The organism is Arthrobacter sp. 10T419 (assembly GCF_056394105.1).
In genome coordinates this window covers 125308-142884 of sequence record NZ_JBFTHF010000007.1, presented here as the reverse complement: position 1 = coordinate 142884, position 17577 = coordinate 125308, and the positions used below count along the sequence as shown (strand labels likewise).

At 67.5% G+C, this 17577-nt stretch carries 16 protein-coding genes; 3 read left to right on the top strand and 13 right to left on the bottom strand.

Annotated features, from left to right (window positions below; translation table 11 throughout):
- Window positions 1-10: 10 nt before the first annotated feature.
- The 3 genes from zwf to pgl are packed head-to-tail and all read left to right on the top strand — an operon-like array spanning window position 11 to window position 3319.
- A complete protein-coding gene (gene zwf, locus AC1DBD_RS12970; RefSeq protein ID WP_441418689.1) occupies window positions 11-1573 on the top strand; it encodes a glucose-6-phosphate dehydrogenase in 1563 nt (520 codons plus the stop codon).
- Complete coding sequence (locus tag AC1DBD_RS12965) at window positions 1570-2511, top strand: glucose-6-phosphate dehydrogenase assembly protein OpcA (protein ID WP_441418688.1); 942 nt, start codon at window positions 1570-1572, stop codon at window positions 2509-2511. The genes zwf and AC1DBD_RS12965 overlap by 4 nt, the downstream gene beginning before the upstream one ends.
- Entirely contained in the window at window positions 2501-3319 is an 819-nt protein-coding gene (pgl, locus tag AC1DBD_RS12960) for a 6-phosphogluconolactonase (RefSeq protein ID WP_476916705.1), read from the top strand. The genes AC1DBD_RS12965 and pgl overlap by 11 nt, the downstream gene beginning before the upstream one ends.
- Here the strand turns inward: pgl and AC1DBD_RS12955 are convergent.
- From AC1DBD_RS12955 to uvrA, 13 genes are all read right to left on the bottom strand, one after another.
- Complete coding sequence (locus AC1DBD_RS12955; RefSeq protein WP_441418686.1) at window positions 3272-3664, bottom strand: RNA polymerase-binding protein RbpA; 393 nt, start codon at window positions 3662-3664, stop codon at window positions 3272-3274. The two genes, pgl and AC1DBD_RS12955, sit on opposite strands and share 48 nt — an antisense overlap.
- Before the next feature lie 114 nt (window positions 3665-3778).
- Window positions 3779-4036: a preprotein translocase subunit SecG gene (gene secG / locus AC1DBD_RS12950; protein WP_175323316.1), complete on the bottom strand. Its 258-nt coding sequence runs from the start codon at window positions 4034-4036 to the stop codon at window positions 3779-3781.
- Window positions 4037-4085: 49 nt separating this feature from the next.
- A complete protein-coding gene (tpiA, locus tag AC1DBD_RS12945) occupies window positions 4086-4901 on the bottom strand; it encodes a triose-phosphate isomerase (RefSeq protein ID WP_441418685.1) in 816 nt (271 codons plus the stop codon).
- Between the two features lie 82 nt (window positions 4902-4983).
- The gene (locus tag AC1DBD_RS12940; RefSeq protein WP_441418684.1) at window positions 4984-6210 is read right to left on the bottom strand and encodes a phosphoglycerate kinase; all 1227 of its coding nucleotides are present in this window, start codon (window positions 6208-6210) and stop codon (window positions 4984-4986) included.
- Between the two features lie 10 nt (window positions 6211-6220).
- Window positions 6221-7231: a type I glyceraldehyde-3-phosphate dehydrogenase gene (gene gap, locus AC1DBD_RS12935; RefSeq protein WP_476982265.1), complete on the bottom strand. Its 1011-nt coding sequence runs from the start codon at window positions 7229-7231 to the stop codon at window positions 6221-6223.
- Between the two features lie 276 nt (window positions 7232-7507).
- Window positions 7508-8131, bottom strand: a complete 624-nt coding sequence (locus AC1DBD_RS12930; protein WP_175323312.1) for a superoxide dismutase — start codon at window positions 8129-8131, stop codon at window positions 7508-7510.
- Window positions 8132-8306: 175 nt separating this feature from the next.
- The gene (whiA, locus tag AC1DBD_RS12925) at window positions 8307-9287 is read right to left on the bottom strand and encodes a DNA-binding protein WhiA (protein WP_066438143.1); all 981 of its coding nucleotides are present in this window, start codon (window positions 9285-9287) and stop codon (window positions 8307-8309) included.
- Window positions 9288-9297: 10 nt separating this feature from the next.
- A complete protein-coding gene (locus AC1DBD_RS12920) occupies window positions 9298-10317 on the bottom strand; it encodes a gluconeogenesis factor YvcK family protein (protein ID WP_476892588.1) in 1020 nt (339 codons plus the stop codon).
- Entirely contained in the window at window positions 10317-11240 is a 924-nt protein-coding gene (gene rapZ, locus AC1DBD_RS12915) for an RNase adapter RapZ (protein ID WP_175323310.1), read from the bottom strand. The genes AC1DBD_RS12920 and rapZ overlap by 1 nt, the downstream gene beginning before the upstream one ends.
- A 116-nt stretch (window positions 11241-11356) precedes the next feature.
- Window positions 11357-13360, bottom strand: coding sequence for an excinuclease ABC subunit UvrC (gene uvrC, locus AC1DBD_RS12910; RefSeq protein WP_441418681.1), 2004 nt, complete (start codon window positions 13358-13360; stop codon window positions 11357-11359).
- Between the two features lie 101 nt (window positions 13361-13461).
- A complete protein-coding gene (locus AC1DBD_RS12905; protein ID WP_175323308.1) occupies window positions 13462-14130 on the bottom strand; it encodes a lysophospholipid acyltransferase family protein in 669 nt (222 codons plus the stop codon).
- Window positions 14117-14521: an HAD hydrolase-like protein gene (locus AC1DBD_RS12900; protein WP_476892589.1), complete on the bottom strand. Its 405-nt coding sequence runs from the start codon at window positions 14519-14521 to the stop codon at window positions 14117-14119. Before AC1DBD_RS12900 ends, AC1DBD_RS12905 begins: the two co-directional genes overlap by 14 nt.
- A gap of 178 nt (window positions 14522-14699) precedes the next feature.
- A complete protein-coding gene (gene uvrA, locus AC1DBD_RS12895) occupies window positions 14700-17561 on the bottom strand; it encodes an excinuclease ABC subunit UvrA (RefSeq protein WP_476916885.1) in 2862 nt (953 codons plus the stop codon).
- Between the last annotated feature and the right edge of the window lie 16 nt (window positions 17562-17577).

Here is a 17577-nt window from a genome sequence, read left to right as displayed (position 1 = left end):
CACAGCAACCATGCCACTCTCGCAAAACGGCAGCCCTAAGTCCGCGGGCCGGGGGCGCAATCCGCTCCGGGACCCGCGGGACCGCCGGCTGAACCGCATCGCCGGCCCCTCCTCCCTGGTTCTCTTCGGCGTTACCGGTGACCTCGCCCGCAAGAAACTCATGCCGGCCGTCTACGACCTCGCCAACCGCGGGCTCCTGCCCCCGAGCTTCGCCCTCGTCGGGTTTGCCCGGCGGCAGTGGGAGAACGAGGACTTCGCCGCCGAGGTGAAGGAATCGGTCAAAAACTACGCCCGCACACCCTTCGACGAAACGGTGTGGAAGCAGCTCTCCGAGGGCATCCGCTTCGTGCAGGGCGAGTTCGACGATGACGACGCCTTCGAGCGGCTTAGCGAAACCATCGACGAACTCGACGAGCAGCGTGGCACCCGCGGCAACCACGCCTTCTACCTCTCCATCCCGCCGAAGGCCTTCGAACTGGTTTGCCGGCAGCTCTCCAAGCACGGCCTCGCCCAGGCCGAGGGCGACAAGTGGCGCCGCGTCGTGATCGAGAAGCCGTTCGGGCACGACCTCGAGTCGGCCCGGCAGCTCAACGACATCGTGGAATCGGTGTTCCCGCCCGATGCGGTCTTCCGGATCGACCACTACCTCGGCAAAGAGACGGTCCAGAACATCCTGGCCCTGCGCTTCGCCAACCAGCTGTTCGAACCGTTGTGGAACGCCAACTACGTGGACCACGTCCAGATCACCATGGCGGAGGACATCGGCACGGGCGGCCGCGCCGGGTACTACGACGGCGTGGGCGCCGCCCGCGACGTCATCCAGAACCACCTGCTGCAGCTGCTTGCCCTGACCGCCATGGAGGAACCGATCTCCTTCAACGCGGACGACCTCCGCGCCGAGAAGGAAAAGGTCCTGGCCGCGGTCCGGCTGCCGGAGGACCTCTCCACGCACTCGGCGCGCGGACAGTTCGCCGGCGGCTGGCAGGGCGGTGAGCAGGTCCAGGGCTACCTGGAGGAGGAAGGCATCCCCGCCGACTCCACCACCGAGACGTTCGCCGCGATCCGGGTGGACATCAACACCCGGCGCTGGAGCGGCGTGCCGTTCTACCTGCGGGCCGGCAAGCGGCTGGGGCGGCGAGTGACGGAGATCGCCGTCGTGTTCAAGCGCGCGCCCAACCTGCTCTTCCGTGACCACGGCGAGGACGACTTCGGCCAGAACGCCGTCGTCATCCGGGTGCAGCCCGATGAGGGCGCCACCATCCGCTTTGGCTCCAAGGTCCCCGGCACCCAGATGGAAGTCCGCGATGTCACGATGGACTTCGGCTACGGCCATTCCTTCACCGAGTCCAGTCCCGAAGCCTACGAACGGCTCATCCTGGACGTGCTCCTTGGCGAGCCGCCGCTGTTCCCGCGGCACCAGGAGGTGGAGCTGTCCTGGAAGATCCTGGACCCGTTCGAGGACTACTGGGCCAGCCTGAACGAACAGCCGGAGCCCTACGCCCCCGGAAGCTGGGGTCCCGCCTCCGCCGATGAACTGCTCGCCCGCGACGGACGGACCTGGAGAAGGCCATGATCGTAGATCTTCCCGACACAACAACCTCCAAGATCTCCAAGAAGATCATGGCGCTGCGCGAACAGGGCGGCGTGATCGCCCTGGGCCGCGTGCTGACCCTCGTGGTGGTGACCAAGTCCGGCCTCGAAGAGGAAGCCATCGAGGCCGCCAACGAAGCCAGCCGGGAACACCCCTGCCGGATCATCGTCCTCGCCGACGCCGGCGCCTCGGCGCCCACCCGGCTGGACGCGCAGATCCGGGTGGGCGGCGACGCCGGCGCCTCCGAGGTCATCCTGCTCCGCGGCTACGGCGAACTCGCGGAGGAAAGCGAATCCCTCGTGGCCGCGCTGCTCCTTCCGGATGCCCCGATCGTGGCCTGGTGGCCGCACGGTGCGCCCCGGAATGCCTGCGAGACGTCGATCGGCCGGATCGCGCACCGCCGCATCACCGACTCCGCAAACGAGCCGGACCCGCTGGCGGCGCTGGACAATCTCCGCAGCACCTACAAGGCCGGCGACACCGACCTGGCCTGGACCCGCCTGACCAACTGGCGGATCCAGCTGGCGGCAGTCCTGGACCAAGTGGACTCCTCGCCGGTCACCGCCGTCGCTGTCGAAGGCGCCTCGGACTCCCCCAGCACCCTGCTGCTCGCGGCATGGCTCACGCTGGCGCTGGACGCCCCGGTGACCATCGTCGCTGATCCGGCCGGCACCGGGATCCGGCGCGTGCGGCTGACCCGCACCGGCGGCGACGTGCAGCTGTTCCGACCCGGACTCACCGTGGCGGAACTGACCCAGCCGGGCCAGCCTGCCCAGCGCATCTCCTTGCCGCGCCGCAGCCTCAAGGACTGCCTGGCTGAGGAGCTCCGGCGCCTGGACCCGGACGAAGTCTTCGGTGAAGTGATTACTATTGGACTGCCACGTACCAACCTAAGGAGTGTCCGTCCCAGTGAGCGCTGACCCCAGAGTAAGCATCCATCCTGACTCGACCGTCCTGATGGCGGCGATCGCGGCACGCCTGATCACCAAGCTTGTGGACATCCAGGACAAGCACGGCGAGGCAACGGTGGTGCTTACCGGCGGCACGATGGGGATCGGCTCGCTCAAGGCGGTCGCCGAGTCGCCGGCCGCACCGGCGGTGGACTGGTCCAAGGTCAACTTCTGGTGGGGCGACGAACGCTTCGTCGGCTCGGACGACGCCGACCGCAACGCCCGCCAGGCGCACGAGGCACTGCTCTCGCACATCAACGTGGACCCCTCGCGCGTCCATGTCCCGGGCTCGACGGACGACTTCGGAACCCCCGAAGAAGCAGCGGCGGACTACGCGCGGCGGCTTGCCGAGGCGGCCGCGGCCGAGCACGCCGCCGATATGTCCGATGACCGTCCGGAGGAGCCCGGCGCCTTGCCGCGGCTGGACATCGTGCTGCTGGGCGTCGGCCCGGACGCGCACGTGGCGTCCTTGTTCCCGGAGCAGGCCGGCATCCGGGAGAAGGAGTTGACCGTCGTCGGGGTCCGCAACTCCCCCAAGCCGCCGCCGGCCCGGCTCTCCCTCACGCTGCCGACGATCAACACCGCGAACGAGGTGTGGATGGTGGTGGCCGGCGATGACAAGGCCGGCGCCGTGGGCTTGGCCCTGGCCGGAGCCAACCCGGTGCAGGTGCCGGCGGCAGGGCCCCGTGGCCGGTTCCAGACGCTGTGGCTGATCGACGAGGACGCAGCCTCACGCGTCCCCGAGCAGCTCGTCCGGAAGGGCGCGTCGGGCGCGTAGCCGTTCAAGCGCTCCAGCCAGCACGTCTTCGGCGTCCTGGCTGGAGCGCCTTTCTTTAACGTATTCGAGGTGGCTCTTGAACCCCTCCGCGGTTTCGTCCTCCAGCGCGAAGCGGGACTCGTCCCGGGTGGCTGCTCCGCCGCAGCGGCGGCAGTCCCACACCCCGGGGATTTGCTCCTCAGGGAGCTTGGCGAACACGAGGGCTGTCTCGTGGCCTTTCGCGCACCGGTAGGTGACGCAGATCCGGGGTTGCGCCGCGCCCCCGTCGAGGGGCTCATGGCGGGCCGGGGCTCCGGCGATGGCACCGACGCGGATGCCCCTGAATCCGGAAGCAGAATGCAGCATCGGGAACTCCTGGCTACTCGGCTGGTGGATTGGCTTGCCAGCGACAGTGTAGTTCGGAGTTCCCGATGCGGGGAGGGCCGCAAGGCCCATATGAAGTTTTAGAAAACGGGGGTACTAGGAGTCGGCGCCGGTGCTGAAGCGCATCAGCAGGCCGAGGGCGATGATGACGACGCCCCAGGTGACTCCGAGGATGACCGTGAAGCGGTTGAGGTTCCGCTCGGCTACGCCCGAGGAGCTGAGCCCGGAACTCATGCCGCCGCCGAACATGTCGGACAGACCGCCGCCGCGCCCCTTGTGAAGCAGGATGAGCAAGGTCAGCAGGAGGCTGGTGATGCCCAGCAGCACCTGGAGAATGACATGAAGAACGTCCACGACGGCCTTTCAGAAGATGGGGATTGCGGGGGCCAAAGCTGTGTCCGGACTAATCCGTCAGCAGGTGACTCTCGAACCTGACAATATTAGCAAACTCGGCGGCGTCCAGGCTGGCACCGCCGACCAGCAATCCGTCCACGTCGCGTTCCTTGAGGATCGAGGCGGCGTTGTTCGCCTTCACCGAGCCGCCGTAGAGCAGGCGCGTCTTGGCGGCGACCGAGGCGTCGAAGAGGGTGGCGAGTTCGGCGCGGATCGCGGCGCACATCTCCTGGGCATCCTGCGGCCCGGCGACTTCGCCGGTGCCGATGGCCCAGACGGGCTCGTACGCGACCACCAGTTCGGCCGCCTGCTCCGCGGTAAGGCCTTCGACGCCGGCCCGCAGCTGGGCAAGCGTGTGGTCCACGTGCGTGCCGGCCTGGCGGACTTCGAGCCCCTCGCCGACGCACAGCACGGGGGTCATGCCGTGGCGGAAGGCCGCCTTGGTCTTGGCGTTGAGGACCTCGTCGGACTCGTTGTGAATGGTGCGGCGTTCGCTGTGGCCCACCAGGACGTAGCGGCAGCCGAGCTTCGCGAGGAACTGTCCGGAAATGTCCCCGGTGTAGGCGCCGGAGTCGAACTGCGAGAGGTCCTGGCCGCCGTAGACGACGTCCAGCTCGTCGCCCTGGACGAGGGTCTGCACGCCGCGGAGATCGGTGAACGGCGGGAACACGGCGACCTCCACCCGGCTGTAGTCGTGTTTGGCGTCGGACAGGGTCCAGGCCAGCTTCTGCAGGAGGGTGATGCCCTGGACGTGGTCCATGTTCATCTTCCAGTTGCCCGCGATGAAGGGCTTGCGGTCGAACTTGCCGTGGGTTGACGTTGTCACGTGATCTCCAAAAGATTCGTAGCAGTGAAAGAGCCGGCAGGGTGCCCGCCTTGCGGGCCGGGCACCCTGCCGGCTGGAGGTTCTAGCGGTCCAGCACGCTCAGGCCGGGAAGTTCCTTGCCTTCAAGGTATTCCAGGCTCGCGCCGCCGCCGGTCGAGATGTGCCCGAACTGGTCATCGGCGAAGCCCAGGGTCCGCACCGCGGCGGCGGAGTCCCCGCCGCCCACGACTGTAAATGCCGCGGTTTCCGTGAGGGCCTTGGCAACGGCCCGCGTGCCGCCGGCGAAGGCCGGGAACTCGAAGACGCCCATGGGCCCGTTCCAGAAGACCGTCTTGGCTCCGTTGATCCGCTCTGCGAAGGCGGCTGCCGAATCCGGGCCGATGTCCAGGCCGATGCCGGAGGCACCAAAGCTGCTGGACTCGATGGCGTCGGCTGACACCGTTTCGTGGTCGGCGTCGGCGGCGAACTTGCTGGCCACCACGACGTCGGTGGGGACAACGAACTCGGTGCCGGCGTCGGCGGCGCGCTTGAGGTAATCCTGGACGACCGGGATCTGGTCCTCTTCGAGCAGGCTGCCGGCGACCTTGTGGCCGGCGGCGGCAAGGAAGGTGAACAGCATGCCGCCGCCCACCAGGATGGTGTCCGCCTTGCCGATCAGGTTGGCAATCACGGCGAGCTTGTCCGAGACCTTCGAACCGCCCAGCACGACGACGTAGGGCCGCTGGGTGTCGGTGGTCAGCTTGCGCAGCACCTCCACCTCGGTGCGGACCAGGTCGCCCTGGTAGGACGGCAGCCGGGTGGCGACGTCGTACACGCTGGCGTGCTTGCGGTGCACGGCACCGAAGGCATCGTCAACGAAGGCGCCGTTGTCACCGGTGAGGGCGACCAGCTCGTCCGCGAAGGCGCCGCGTTCGGCGTCGTCCTTGGACGTCTCGCGGGCGTCGAAGCGGACGTTTTCGAGCACGAGGGCTTCGCCGTCCTGCAGTGCGGCGGCGGCCGCCTTGGCGGATTCACCGACCGTGTCGTCAGCGAGCGAGACCTTGAAGGACGCCAGCTCTGCCAGGCGCGCCACGGCGGGCTTGAGCGAGTACTTCTCCTCCGGGGCGCCCTTGGGGCGGCCGAGGTGTGCCGTGACCAGCACGCGGGCACCGGCGTCCGTAAGCTTCGACAGCACTGGCAGGGAGGCCTTGATCCGGCCGTCGTCAGTGACTGCAGAGCCGTCGAGCGGCACGTTCAGGTCACTTCTGACCAGAACGTACCGCCCGCGGACACCATCAGCGATCAGTTCGTCGAGGGTGTGGAATGTCATGGGTCTTACCCTAGCCCAGCTTCGACGCGACGAGCTCCGTAAGGTCGACGAGGCGGTTGGAGTAGCCCCACTCGTTGTCATACCAGGAAACAACCTTGACCTGGTTGCCGATCACCTTGGTCAGGCCGGAGTCGAAGATGGACGACGCCGGGTCCCCGACGATGTCCGAGGAGACGATCGGCTCATCGGTGTAGGTCAGCAGGCCCTTGAGCTCTTCGGTCTCGGACGCGGCCTTGAGTGCGGCGTTGACTTCCTCGACGGTGGTCTCGCGGGAGACGGTCACGGTGAGGTCGGTGGCGGAGCCGGTGGGGACCGGGACGCGGATGGCGTAGCCGTCCAGCTTGCCCTTGAGCTCCGGCAGCACCAGGCCGATCGCCTTGGCTGCGCCGGTGGAGGTGGGAACCATGTTGATGGCGGCGGCGCGGGCGCGGCGGAGGTCCTTGTGCGGGCCGTCCTGCAGGTTCTGGTCAGCGGTGTAGGCGTGGATGGTGGTCATCAGGCCGCGCTCGATGCCGAAGGAGTCGTTGATGACCTTGGCCAGCGGGCCGAGGCAGTTGGTGGTGCAGGAGGCGTTGGAGATGATGTTGTGCGCGGCGGGGTCGTAGAGGCCGTCGTTCACGCCCATCACGATCGTGATGTCCTCGTCCGAGGCGGGGGCGGAGATCAGGACCTTCTTGGCACCGGCGTCGATGTGCTTCTGCGCATCGGCGGCCTTGGTGAAGAAGCCGGTGGACTCGATCACGATGTCCACGCCCAGCTCGCCCCAGGGGAGCTGGGCCGGGTCACGCTCGGCAAGGACCTTCACGGTCTTGCCGTCGACGACGATGTTGCCGTCCTTGACCTCGATGGTTTCGGCCAGGCGGCCGCCGACGGAGTCGTACTTGAAGAGGTGTGCGAGGGCTTCCGGGCTGGTGAGGTCGTTGACTGCAACGATCTCGAGGTCTGCTCCCTGGGCCAGGGCGGCGCGGAAGTAGTTGCGGCCGATGCGGCCGAAGCCGTTGATACCAATACGTGTCGTCACGTTTTCAGTCTCCTTGGTGCTCTATCAAGCACGATTAGTTGAGTAGGCGTTCAAGCCAACTAACAGATCCCGCACGCCATTGGGCAGAGATGATTACCAGATCGGAGGGCGACCAGCCACGTTGCTGAAGGCTAACCGCCTTCCGTGATCCATCTTACGTTTAAGTGGACCCGCCCCCGCAAGTGCGGGGGCGGGCAGTCCACGTTTCGGGCCGAACGGCTCGAAATGTGAGCTTTGTTACAGCCTGGTTTCGGCTAAGCGCCGGTTTGCACTGTCCTAGAGGGTGATCAGGCCGGTGGCGTTCTTCCGGGCGGCGTCGAAACGCTTGGCGACGTCGGCCCAGTTCACGATGTTCCAGAAGGCCTTGACGTAGTCGGCCTTGACGTTGACGTAGTCCAGGTAGAAGGCGTGCTCCCACATGTCCAGCATCAGCAGCGGCGTGGTGCCCAGCGCGACGTTGCCCTGCTGGTCGTAGAGCTGCTCGATGACAAGGTTGCCGCCGATCGGCTCGTAGGCGAGGAAGCCCCAGCCGGAGCCCTGCAGGCCCAGCGCCGCGGCGCTGAACTGGGCGCGGAAGGCGTCGAAGGAGCCGAAGGCGTCGTCAATCGCGGCCGCGAGCTCGCCCTCGGGCTTGTCGCCGCCGTCCGGGGAAAGGTTCTTCCAGAACACGGAGTGGTTGATGTGGCCGCCGGTGTGGAACGCGAGGTCCTTGGAGAGGCGGTTGATGTTGGCGAAGTCGCCCTTTTCGCGTGCCTCGGCCAGCTGGGCCAGCGCGTTGTTGGCGCCGGCCACGTAGGTGGCGTGGTGCTTGCTGTGGTGCAGCTCCATGATCTTCGCAGAGATGTGGGGCTCCAGCGCGGCGTAATCGTAGTCAAGTTCGGGCAGTACGTACTCGGTCACAAAATCCTCCAATGTCGTGGACGTGTTCGTCCGGTTTTGCTAACTCTCGGATTGTGCATCCGGATGGTTGGACACCCGGAAGTCTATGGATGTGGATCCAGTGGGCATAGCCTCCGGTCCTGCTGAGGTATTCCCGGCCGTCGGATCCGATTCTGTCGCTGAATCCCCGCAGTGGCTACTCGTCGAGCATTTCCGGCGTCACGTTCGCCTCGGTGCCGGGAATGCCCAGGTCCTGCGCCCGTTTGTCCGCCATCGCCAGGAGCCGTCGGATCCGGCCGGCGATGGCGTCCTTCGTCATCACCGGGTCGGCGAGCCGGCCCAGTTCGTCCAGGCTGGCCTGCTTGTGGGCCACACGCAGTTCGCCGGCGTATTTCAGGTGGTCCGGGACGTCGTCGCCGAGGATCTCCAGTGCCCGGTCCACGCGGGCCCCCGCGGCGACGGCCGCCTGCGCCGAGCGGCGCAGGTTGGCGTCGTCGAAGTTGGCCAGCCGGTTGGCGGTGGCGCGGACTTCCTTGCGCATCCGCCGCTCCTCCCAGACCATCAGCGCGTCGTGGGCGCCCATCCGGGTCAGCAGCGCCGCGATGGTGTCGCCGTCGCGGATCACGACGCGGTCCACTCCCCTGACCTCCCGTGCCTTGGCCTGGATGCCGAGCCGGCGGGCGGCGCCAACGAGGGCGAGGGCCGATTCCGGCCCGGGGCAGGTGACCTCCATGGCGGAGGAGCGGCCGGGCTCGGTGAGCGAGCCGTGGGCCAGGAACGCGCCGCGCCAGACCGCCTCGGCGTCGGCGGCGGAGCCGTTCACCACCACGGAGGGCAGGCCGCGGACGGGCCGGCCGCGGGCATCCAGCAGGCCGGTCTGGCGGGCGAGGGCCTCGCCGTCGCGCACCACCCGCACCACGTAGCGGCTGCCGCGGCGCAGGCCGCCGCCGGAGACGACGATGATTTCGCTCTGGTGCCCGTAAACCTCGGCAATCGCGGCACGGAGCCGGCGGGCGGTCGAGGCCAAGTCCACCTCGGCCTCAATCACAATCCGGCCGGAGATGATGTGCAGGCCCCCGGCGAAGCGGAGCATGGCGGACACTTCAGCCTTGCGGACCGAGGACTTCTTGATGTCCAGCCGGGAAAGTTCTTCCTTGACTGATGCTGTCAGTGCCATGGCACCTTTCCTACCTGTTCCCGAAAATGTCGTGGTACGCCGTTGCCAGGCGCAGCGGGTCGTGGATCGGCCGGCGGCTCGACGCCCCTACTTTACCCAAGACCACCTCTGCTCCGAGCATCCCGGCCGCCCGCTCGAACTCCGGGAGGTCCGGCACCGACGCGGGGTCCGCCAGCACGACGTCGACACTGAAGTCCGGTGCGTAGTCGCGCAGCACGCGCAGGTGGTCCGCTGCGGACATTCCGAGGGTCTCCTTGGTGTCCGTGGCGAGGTTCATCGTGAGGCAGCGCCGCGCCTCGGTCTTGCACAGCGCATCGCGCATCTCCGGCAGCAGCAGGTGCGGCAGCACCGAAGTGTACCAGGAGCCGGGGCCCAGGACCACCCAGTCGGCGAGTTCGATCGCGGTCAGCGCCTCGACGCAGGCCGGGGCCGACTCGGGCAGCAGCCGGACGGCTTCCAGCGAACCCGCGACGGCGCACTTGGCCTGTCCGCGGACGGTCTGCAGCCCCGACGTGCCGTCGGGCTTCCCCACCCGCACCTCGCCTTCGATGGTGAGCGGGGTGGTGGACATCGGCAGGACCTGGCCCCGGGCGCCGAGCAGCGCCCCGGCCCATTGCAGCCCGACGACGGCATCCCCGAGCAGTTCCCAGAGGGTGACGATCAGCAGGTTGCCCATCGCGTGTTCGTCGAGCGAACCGCCGCGGCCCTTGCCGGGTTTGAACCGGTGCTGCATGACATCGCGCCAGGTCCGACCCCAGTCGGTGTCGTCGCAGAGTGCGGACAGGGCCATCCGCAGGTCACCGGGCGGCAGGACGCCGTACTCGTCACGCAAACGGCCGGAGGAACCGCCGTCGTCGGCGACCGTTACGATCGCGGTCAGTTCCGAGGTGAGCAGCCGCAGGGCGGAAAGTGAAGCGGAAAGGCCGTGGCCTCCGCCGAGGGCGACCACGGAGGGGCCTTTGTCCTGCTGGCCGGCGGAGGCCGCACTGGCGGCCGGCACCAGGGGCAGCGGCCCGGTCAGGAGCGCCATTACTCGCGGCCCAGATCCCGGTGCGTAGTGGTGACCGTGACACGCGGGTACTGGGCAAGCCGCCGCGAGAGTTCAACCGCCACGGCGACGGAACGGTGCTTGCCGCCGGTGCAGCCGACGGCGATGGTCGCGTAGTGCTTGTTTTCGCGCCGGTAGCCGTCCAGGACTGGTTCGAGGGCCAGCACGTAGCGCTCCACGAAGTTGTTGACGCCCTCCGCCTCGAGCACGTAGTCGCTGACGTCCTTGTCGAGCCCGGTGTGCGGGCGCAGTTGCGGAACCCAGTGCGGGTTGGGGATGAAGCGGGCGTCGGCGACGAAGTTGGCGTCCACCGGCAGCCCGTACTTGAAGCCGAAGCTCATGACGTTCAGGCGCAGCGCCACCGGACCGGTTTCGCTGAACAGTTCGGTGATGGCGGTCGCGAGGCCGTGGACGTTGAGTGTCGAGGTGTCCAGCACAATGTCCGAGGATTCGCGCAGCTCATGCAGCAGCTCGCGTTCCGCGGCGATGCCGTCGAGGATCCGGCCGCCGCCCTGCAGCGGGTGCGGCCGCCGGCCCTGTTCGAAGCGCCGGACCAGGACGTCGTCGCTGGCGTCGAGGAACAGCACCCGGAAGGTGACACCGCTGGCTTCGAGGTTGCGCAGCGCGGCGCGGATGTCCGCGAAGAGGTCCTTGCTGCGGACGTCGACGACGACGGCGAGTTTGGAGATGGAGCCCGGGGCGTGGGAGACCAGCTCGGCGAGCGTGCCGAGCATCTGGGGCGGCAGGTTGTCCACCACGTACCAGCCGTGGTCCTCGAGGGCGTCCGAGGCGGTGCTCCGACCGGCCCCTGACATCCCGGTCACCACGAGCAGTTCCGCCTCGATCGGCTTGACGGGGGTCAACCCGTCCGCCTCCATGCCGGATCCTGCCGTTGACTCTGTCATCAGTCGTGCCCCATCTCTGCTGTCTGCTCTGCCGTGAGGCCGGCGCACGCGGCAGTTGCCTGCCCGCCGTGCGCCGTACCTCAGCTCCTTACCCTAGCTAAGATTGCCGGAGCTAGCTAAGTTTCGAGGATTTCGCCGGTTGTCATGTTGACGGCCGGCGCGGCGGGCCCTTCCGTGTCCTCCGCCGCGTTGAAATGCCGCACGATTGCCCCGGCGAGGGCTGGTCCGACCCCCTTGGCGGCCGTCAGCTCCTCGACCGTGGCGGCCTTGATGCTTTTCACCGAGCCGAACTGGTTCAGGAGCGCCTTGCGCTTGGAGTCGCCGAGGCCGGGCACGCCGTCCAGCGCGGAGACTGTCATGGCCTTGCCGCGCTTTTGCCGGTGGAAGGAGATGGCGAAGCGATGCGCCTCGTCCCGGATCCGCTGCAACAGATAGAGACCGGCCGAGGCGCGCGGCAGGATGACCGGGAAGTCGCTGTCCGGCAGCCAGACCTCCTCGAGCCGCTTGGCGAGTCCGACCACATAGACATCCTCGATGCCGAGCTCTTCGAGGGCCTTCGCTGCCGCGTTCACCTGCGGCTTGCCGCCGTCGACGACGACGAGGTTGGGCGGGTAGGCGAATTTCGTCTTCGGCGCCGGGGTCGTGGTGTCCGCGACCGGGGCCACGGCGGCGGCCTGGGCGACGGCCAGCGGCCCGGAACCGTCGGCCGTTTTATCGGCTTGTTCCTGCAGGTAGTTCCGGAAGCGGCGGGTCAGGACGTCATGCATGGCCGCCGTGTCGTCGTTGGCCGCGGCACCGGTGACCGAGAATTTCCGGTAGTCGGATTTCTTCGGCAGGCCGTCCTCGACCACCACCATGGAGCCGACCACGTTGGTGCCCTGGATGTGCGAGATATCGAAGCATTCAATCCGCATCAACGCGACCGGCAGATCCAGGGCTTCCTGCAGTTCCTGGAGCGCCTGGGAACGCATCGTCAGGTCGCCGGCGCGCCGGGACTTGTGCAGCTTGAGGGCGTGTTCGGCGTTGTCCCGGACGGTGGAGAGCAGCGTGGCCTTGTCGCCGCGCTGCGGGACACGAATGTCCACCCGGGCCCCCCGCAGCCCGCTGAGCCATTGGGCGAGTTCGGCGGCGTTGCTGGGCTCGGCCGGCACCAGAACCTCGCGGGGCATCCGGCCTTGGCTTTCGCCTTCCTCGCCGTAGACCTGTTGGAGCAAGTGCTCGACGAGGTCGGGCGTGGTGGTGTCCTCGACCTTTTCCACCACCCAGCCGCGCTGGCCGCGGATCCGGCCGCCCCGGACGTGGAAGACCTGGACTGCGGCCTCAAGCTCGTCCTCGTGCAGCGCGAACACGTCGGCGTCGGTATCCTCGGCCAGGACCACGGCATTGCGTTCAAAGACCTTTTTCAGCGCGATGATGTCATCGCGCACCCGGGCCGCGCGTTCGTAGTCGAGCTCCGCGACGGCGGCGGCCATGTCCTTCTCGAGCCGGGACACGAAGCGCTTGGCTTCGCCGCCCATGAAGGCGCAGAAATCCTCGGCCAGGGCCCGGTGGTCCTCCGCCGAGATCCGGCCTACGCAGGGCGCCGCGCACTTGTCGATGTAGCCGAGCAGGCAGGGACGGCCGCTGGCTTCTGCGCGTTTCAGGACGCCGGGGCTGCAGCTGCGGACCGGGAAGACCCGCAGCAGGGTGTCCATGGTGTCGCGGATGGCGCCGGCCGTGTAGGGCCCGAAATACCGGGTCCCCTTGCGCCGTTCGCCGCGGAGGACCTGCACCCGGGGGTACTTCTCCCCCATCGTGACGGCGAGGTAGGGGTAGCTCTTGTCATCGCGGAACATGACGTTGAACCGCGGCTTGAATTCTTTGATCCAGGTGTATTCGAGCTGCAGGGATTCCAGTTCGCTGCCGACGACGGTCCATTCCACGCTGCTGGCGGTGTGCACCATGGCATACGTCTTGGGCAGCAGGCCCGCGGGGTTGGCGAAGTAGGAGTTCAGCCGGGACCGGAGGTTCTTGGCCTTGCCGACGTAAATGACCCGGCCATGCGGATCGCGAAAGCGGTACACGCCCGGGTTGGTCGGGATCTCCCCCGTCTGGGGACGGTAACTAGCTGGATTTGCCACTAGTCCATTCTACTAAGCCGGGCGGGACCGCCCCGACCGTCGGCTCCCGTGCGGGTGTGGCGGACGGGTGACCGGACGGGTGTCCGCGGCAGGGAGCAGCGCTAATCGACGCTTTTGCTCTGGTTGTAGGTGGTGGCCCGCTGCTGGCCGCTCAGTTCGGCGATGGCGTCCATGATCCGGTCCGTGACCTGTCGGCGCGCCGGCAGGGAGTGGTCCGGGCCGGTTTTGTCGAAGTACAGGGGCTCGCCCACCTTCATGGTGAAGTGCTGCGGTGTCACCTTGTTGCTGTCCGCCGGCTGCAGGTTTTCGGTGCCGATCAGGCCCACCGGGATGACCGGGGCGCCGGTGGTGAGGGCAAGCCAACCGACGCCGGTGCGTCCGCGGTAGAGAATGCCGTCACGGGAGCGGGTGCCCTCCGGGTAGATTCCAACGCCCTTGCCGGCGTCGAGGATGTCCAGCAGCGTCTTCAGCGCCTGGACGCTGGCGGCCTGTTCACCGCGTTCGACCGGAATGGAACCGACGGCTTCGAAGAAGGACTTCATCAGCTTGCCCTTGGCGCCGCCCGTGGTGAAATATTCCGCTTTGGCGAAAAAAGCCACGGGGCGCGGCATGAGGGCCTGGACGATCACACTGTCGAGGAAGGACAGGTGGTTCGGCGCCACGATGAAGGGACCCTCCTTGGGCACGTTCTCGAGGCCGATCACGGTGGGACGGCAGGTCGAGGAAATGAGCCCGCGGGTCGTCCAGCGGATCGCGTCAAACATTGCCAATGGTGTGCACCTCATTCAGGGCTGTGGTCCCCGGGCATTCGGAGAGTCTGGTGATCGTAGCGTGAAGCGCCGCAGTGGTGTGCACGATCTCGACGGCGCCGGCCGCGTGGAGTTCGCCGTCGGGCGCAAAACCCCAGCCTACGCCGACACAGTCCGATCCGTTCGCAGCCGCCCCGGCCACGTCCTGCGCCCGGTCCCCCACCATGACGGCCTGGCCTGCGGGGACGGGACCCGCCCCCGGCCCGGCGCCGGCCTCGTCAGCGACGGACTTCCCCGGATGCGGGAGGCGAAGTTCGGTGAGGGGCGCTGCGATTCCGTCCGCTGTCCCCCCGGCAGGATCGACAAGAGTGCCGTCGAGGTCGAAGATCACGGGCACGGTTGTAGGCGTCACGGGCCTAGTTTCTCACGAGTGCGCGGCTGCCAGAAATTCACATACTCCTTCGGGAATACATCGTGGGTACTTCGCTTCGCGACGACGCGCAAATGCCCTGCCGCCGCCGGAAGTCCGGTAGCGGCAGGGCATTTGCGCGTCATGGAGCGGGTGTCGCCTCGCAGTCAGCGAACCCCGGTCAGCCCAGGATGTCGGCCAGGAAGGCCGCTGTGTGGCTTTCCTTGGACTTGGCCACCTGCTCCGGTGTTCCGGAGGCAACGATCCGGCCGCCGCCGGAACCGCCGTCGGGTCCCAGGTCCACGATCCAGTCGGCGCTCTTGATGACGTCCAGGTTGTGCTCGATCGTAATCACGGTGTTGCCCTTTTCGACCAGGCCCTGCAGCACCATCAGCAGCTTGCGGATGTCCTCGAAGTGCAGCCCGGTGGTGGGCTCGTCCAGGACGTAGACGCTGCGGCCGTTGGAGCGCTTCTGCAGCTCCGCGGCCAGCTTCACGCGCTGCGCCTCGCCGCCGGAAAGGGTGGTTGCAGGCTGGCCGAGCCGTACGTAGCCGAGGCCGACGTCGACCAGGGTCTTGAGGTGCCGGGCGATCGGCGAGAACGCGGCGAAGAACTCGGCGCCCTCCTCGATCGGCATGTTCAGGACGTCCGCGATGGTCTTGCCCTTGTAGTGCACCTCGAGCGTTTCGCGGTTGTAGCGGGCGCCGTGGCAGACCTCGCAGGGCACATACACGTCCGGCAGGAAGTTCATCTCGATCTTCAGCGTGCCGTCGCCGGAGCAGGCCTCGCAGCGTCCGCCCTTGACGTTGAAGGAGAACCGGCCGGGCTGGTAACCGCGGACCTTGGCCTCGGTGGTCTCGGCAAAGAGCTTCCGGATGTGGTCGAAGACGCCCGTGTAGGTGGCCGGGTTGGACCGCGGGGTGCGGCCGATGGGGCTCTGGTCGACGTGCACCACCTTGTCCAGGTGCTCGAGGCCCTGGACCGTCTTGTGCCGTCCGGCGACCTGCTTGGCGCCGTTGAGCTTGTTGGCGAGCACCTTGTAGAGGATCTCGTTGACAAGGGTGGACTTGCCGGATCCGCTGACGCCGGTGACGGCGGTGAACAGGCCCAGCGGGAAGGCTGCGTCCACGTTCAGCAGGTTGTTTTCCTTGGCGCCGACGACCTTCAGCTCGCGCTTCTTGTCGTACTTGCGCCGCTTCTTCGGCACCTCGATGGACTTACGTCCGGAGAGGTAATCGCCGGTCAGGGACTCGGTGTTCTTCAGCAGGTCCTGGTAGGACCCGGAGTGGACCACCATGCCGCCGTGCTCGCCGGCGCCCGGTCCGATGTCGACCACCCAGTCCGCCTCCTGGATGGTGTCTTCGTCGTGTTCGACCACGATCAGGGTGTTGCCGAGGTCCCGGAGCCGGGTGAGGGTTTCGATCAGACGCCGGTTGTCGCGCTGGTGCAGGCCGATCGAGGGCTCGTCGAGGACGTACAGCACGCCGACCAGGCCGGAACCGATCTGGGTGGCCAGGCGGATGCGCTGGGCCTCGCCGCCGGACAGGGTGCCGGAGGGCCGCTCCAGATTCAGGTACTCGAGGCCGACGTCGAGCAGGAAGGTCAGGCGGGCCTGGATCTCCTTGAGGACCTGGTGGGCGATCTGGGCCTCCCGGCCGCTGAGGACCAGGGTGTCCAGGAAGTGCGCGCATTCGCGCATCGGCAGCGCGGCGACCTCGGCAATCGACTTGCCGTTGATCAGGACGGAGAGCGACGCCGGGTTCAGCCGGGCGCCGTTGCAGGCCGGGCACGGGACCTGGCGCATGTACTCCTCGTAGCGGTCCCGCGCCGAGTCGGAATCCGTTTCCGTGTGCTTGCGGTGCACGTACTGGACAACGCCCTCGAAGCCGGTGCTGTACTTGCGTTCCCGGCCGAAGCGGTTGCGGTACTGCACCACGACCTTGTGGTCCTTGCCGTGCAGCACGGTCTGCCGCGCCTCAGTGGAGAGCTTCTCCCAAGGCGTGGTCATCTTGAAGCCAATTTCCTTGGCCAGGCCGCCGAGGAGCCGGTTCCAGTACTCGGTGGTGGCGGTGCCGAGCGACCAGGGCGCGATGGCGCCTTCGGCGAGGGAGAGCTCCGGGTTGGGGATGAGGAGTTCCTCATCGACCTCGAGCTTGGTGCCGATGCCGCTGCAGGCGGAGCAGGCGCCAAAGGGATTGTTGAAGGAGAACGAGCGGGGTTCGATTTCGTCGATCGCGAGGGGGTGCTCGTTGGGGCAGGCGAGGTGCTCGGAGAAGGCACGGATCCGTTCCGGGTCATCCGCCTCGAGGTCGACGAATTCGGCCAGCACGCGGCCCTCGGCAAGGCCCAGGGCGGTTTCCACCGAGTCGGTGAGGCGCTGGCTGATGCCTTCCTTGACGACGAGGCGGTCCACCACCACCTCAATGGTGTGCTTGAACTGCTTGCCCAGCTTGGGCGGATCGCTGAGCTGGATCAGCTTGTCGTCCACCCGGGCCCTTGAGTAGCCCTTCGCCGTGAGCTCCTTGAACAGTTCGACGAATTCGCCCTTGCGGCCGCGGACCACCGGTGCCAGCACCTGGAACCGGGTGCCCTCGGGCAGTTCCAGGAGCTGGTCGACGATCTGCTGCGGGGTCTGCTTGGTCACCGGCTCGCCGCAGACGGGGCAGTGCGGGCGTCCCACCCGGGCCCAGAGCAGGCGCATGTAGTCGTAGATCTCGGTGATCGTGCCCACGGTGGAACGGGGGTTCTTGCTCGTGGACTTCTGGTCGATCGACACCGCGGGCGACAGGCCTTCGATGAAGTCGACGTCGGGCTTGTCCACCTGGCCCAGGAACTGGCGGGCGTAGGCGGAGAGCGACTCCACGTAGCGCCGCTGTCCCTCGGCGAAGATGGTGTCGAAGGCCAGCGAGGACTTGCCGGAGCCGGAAAGGCCGGTGAAGACGATCATCGCGTCGCGCGGCAGGTCGAGGTCGACGTTGCGCAGGTTGTGTTCGCGCGCGCCCTTCACGACGAGTCGGGACAGGTCCGGGCGGGCCAGCTCTATGCCCGACGGGGCCGGG

Excerpts from the sequence above, each read along its gene's own strand:
- whiA (WP_066438143.1), bottom strand. The coding sequence starts at position 9,287 with ATGGCACTGACAGCATCAGTCAAGGAAGAACTTTCCCGGCTGGACATC.
- AC1DBD_RS12955 (WP_441418686.1), bottom strand. The coding sequence starts at position 3,664 with ATGCTGCATTCTGCTTCCGGATTCAGGGGCATCCGCGTCGGTGCCATC.
- AC1DBD_RS12920 (WP_476892588.1), bottom strand. The coding sequence starts at position 10,317 with ATGGCGCTCCTGACCGGGCCGCTGCCCCTGGTGCCGGCCGCCAGTGCG.
- AC1DBD_RS12965 (WP_441418688.1), top strand. The coding sequence starts at position 1,570 with ATGATCGTAGATCTTCCCGACACAACAACCTCCAAGATCTCCAAGAAG.
- zwf (WP_441418689.1), top strand. The coding sequence starts at position 11 with ATGCCACTCTCGCAAAACGGCAGCCCTAAGTCCGCGGGCCGGGGGCGC.
- rapZ (WP_175323310.1), bottom strand. The coding sequence starts at position 11,240 with ATGACAGAGTCAACGGCAGGATCCGGCATGGAGGCGGACGGGTTGACC.
- AC1DBD_RS12940 (WP_441418684.1), bottom strand. The coding sequence starts at position 6,210 with ATGACATTCCACACCCTCGACGAACTGATCGCTGATGGTGTCCGCGGG.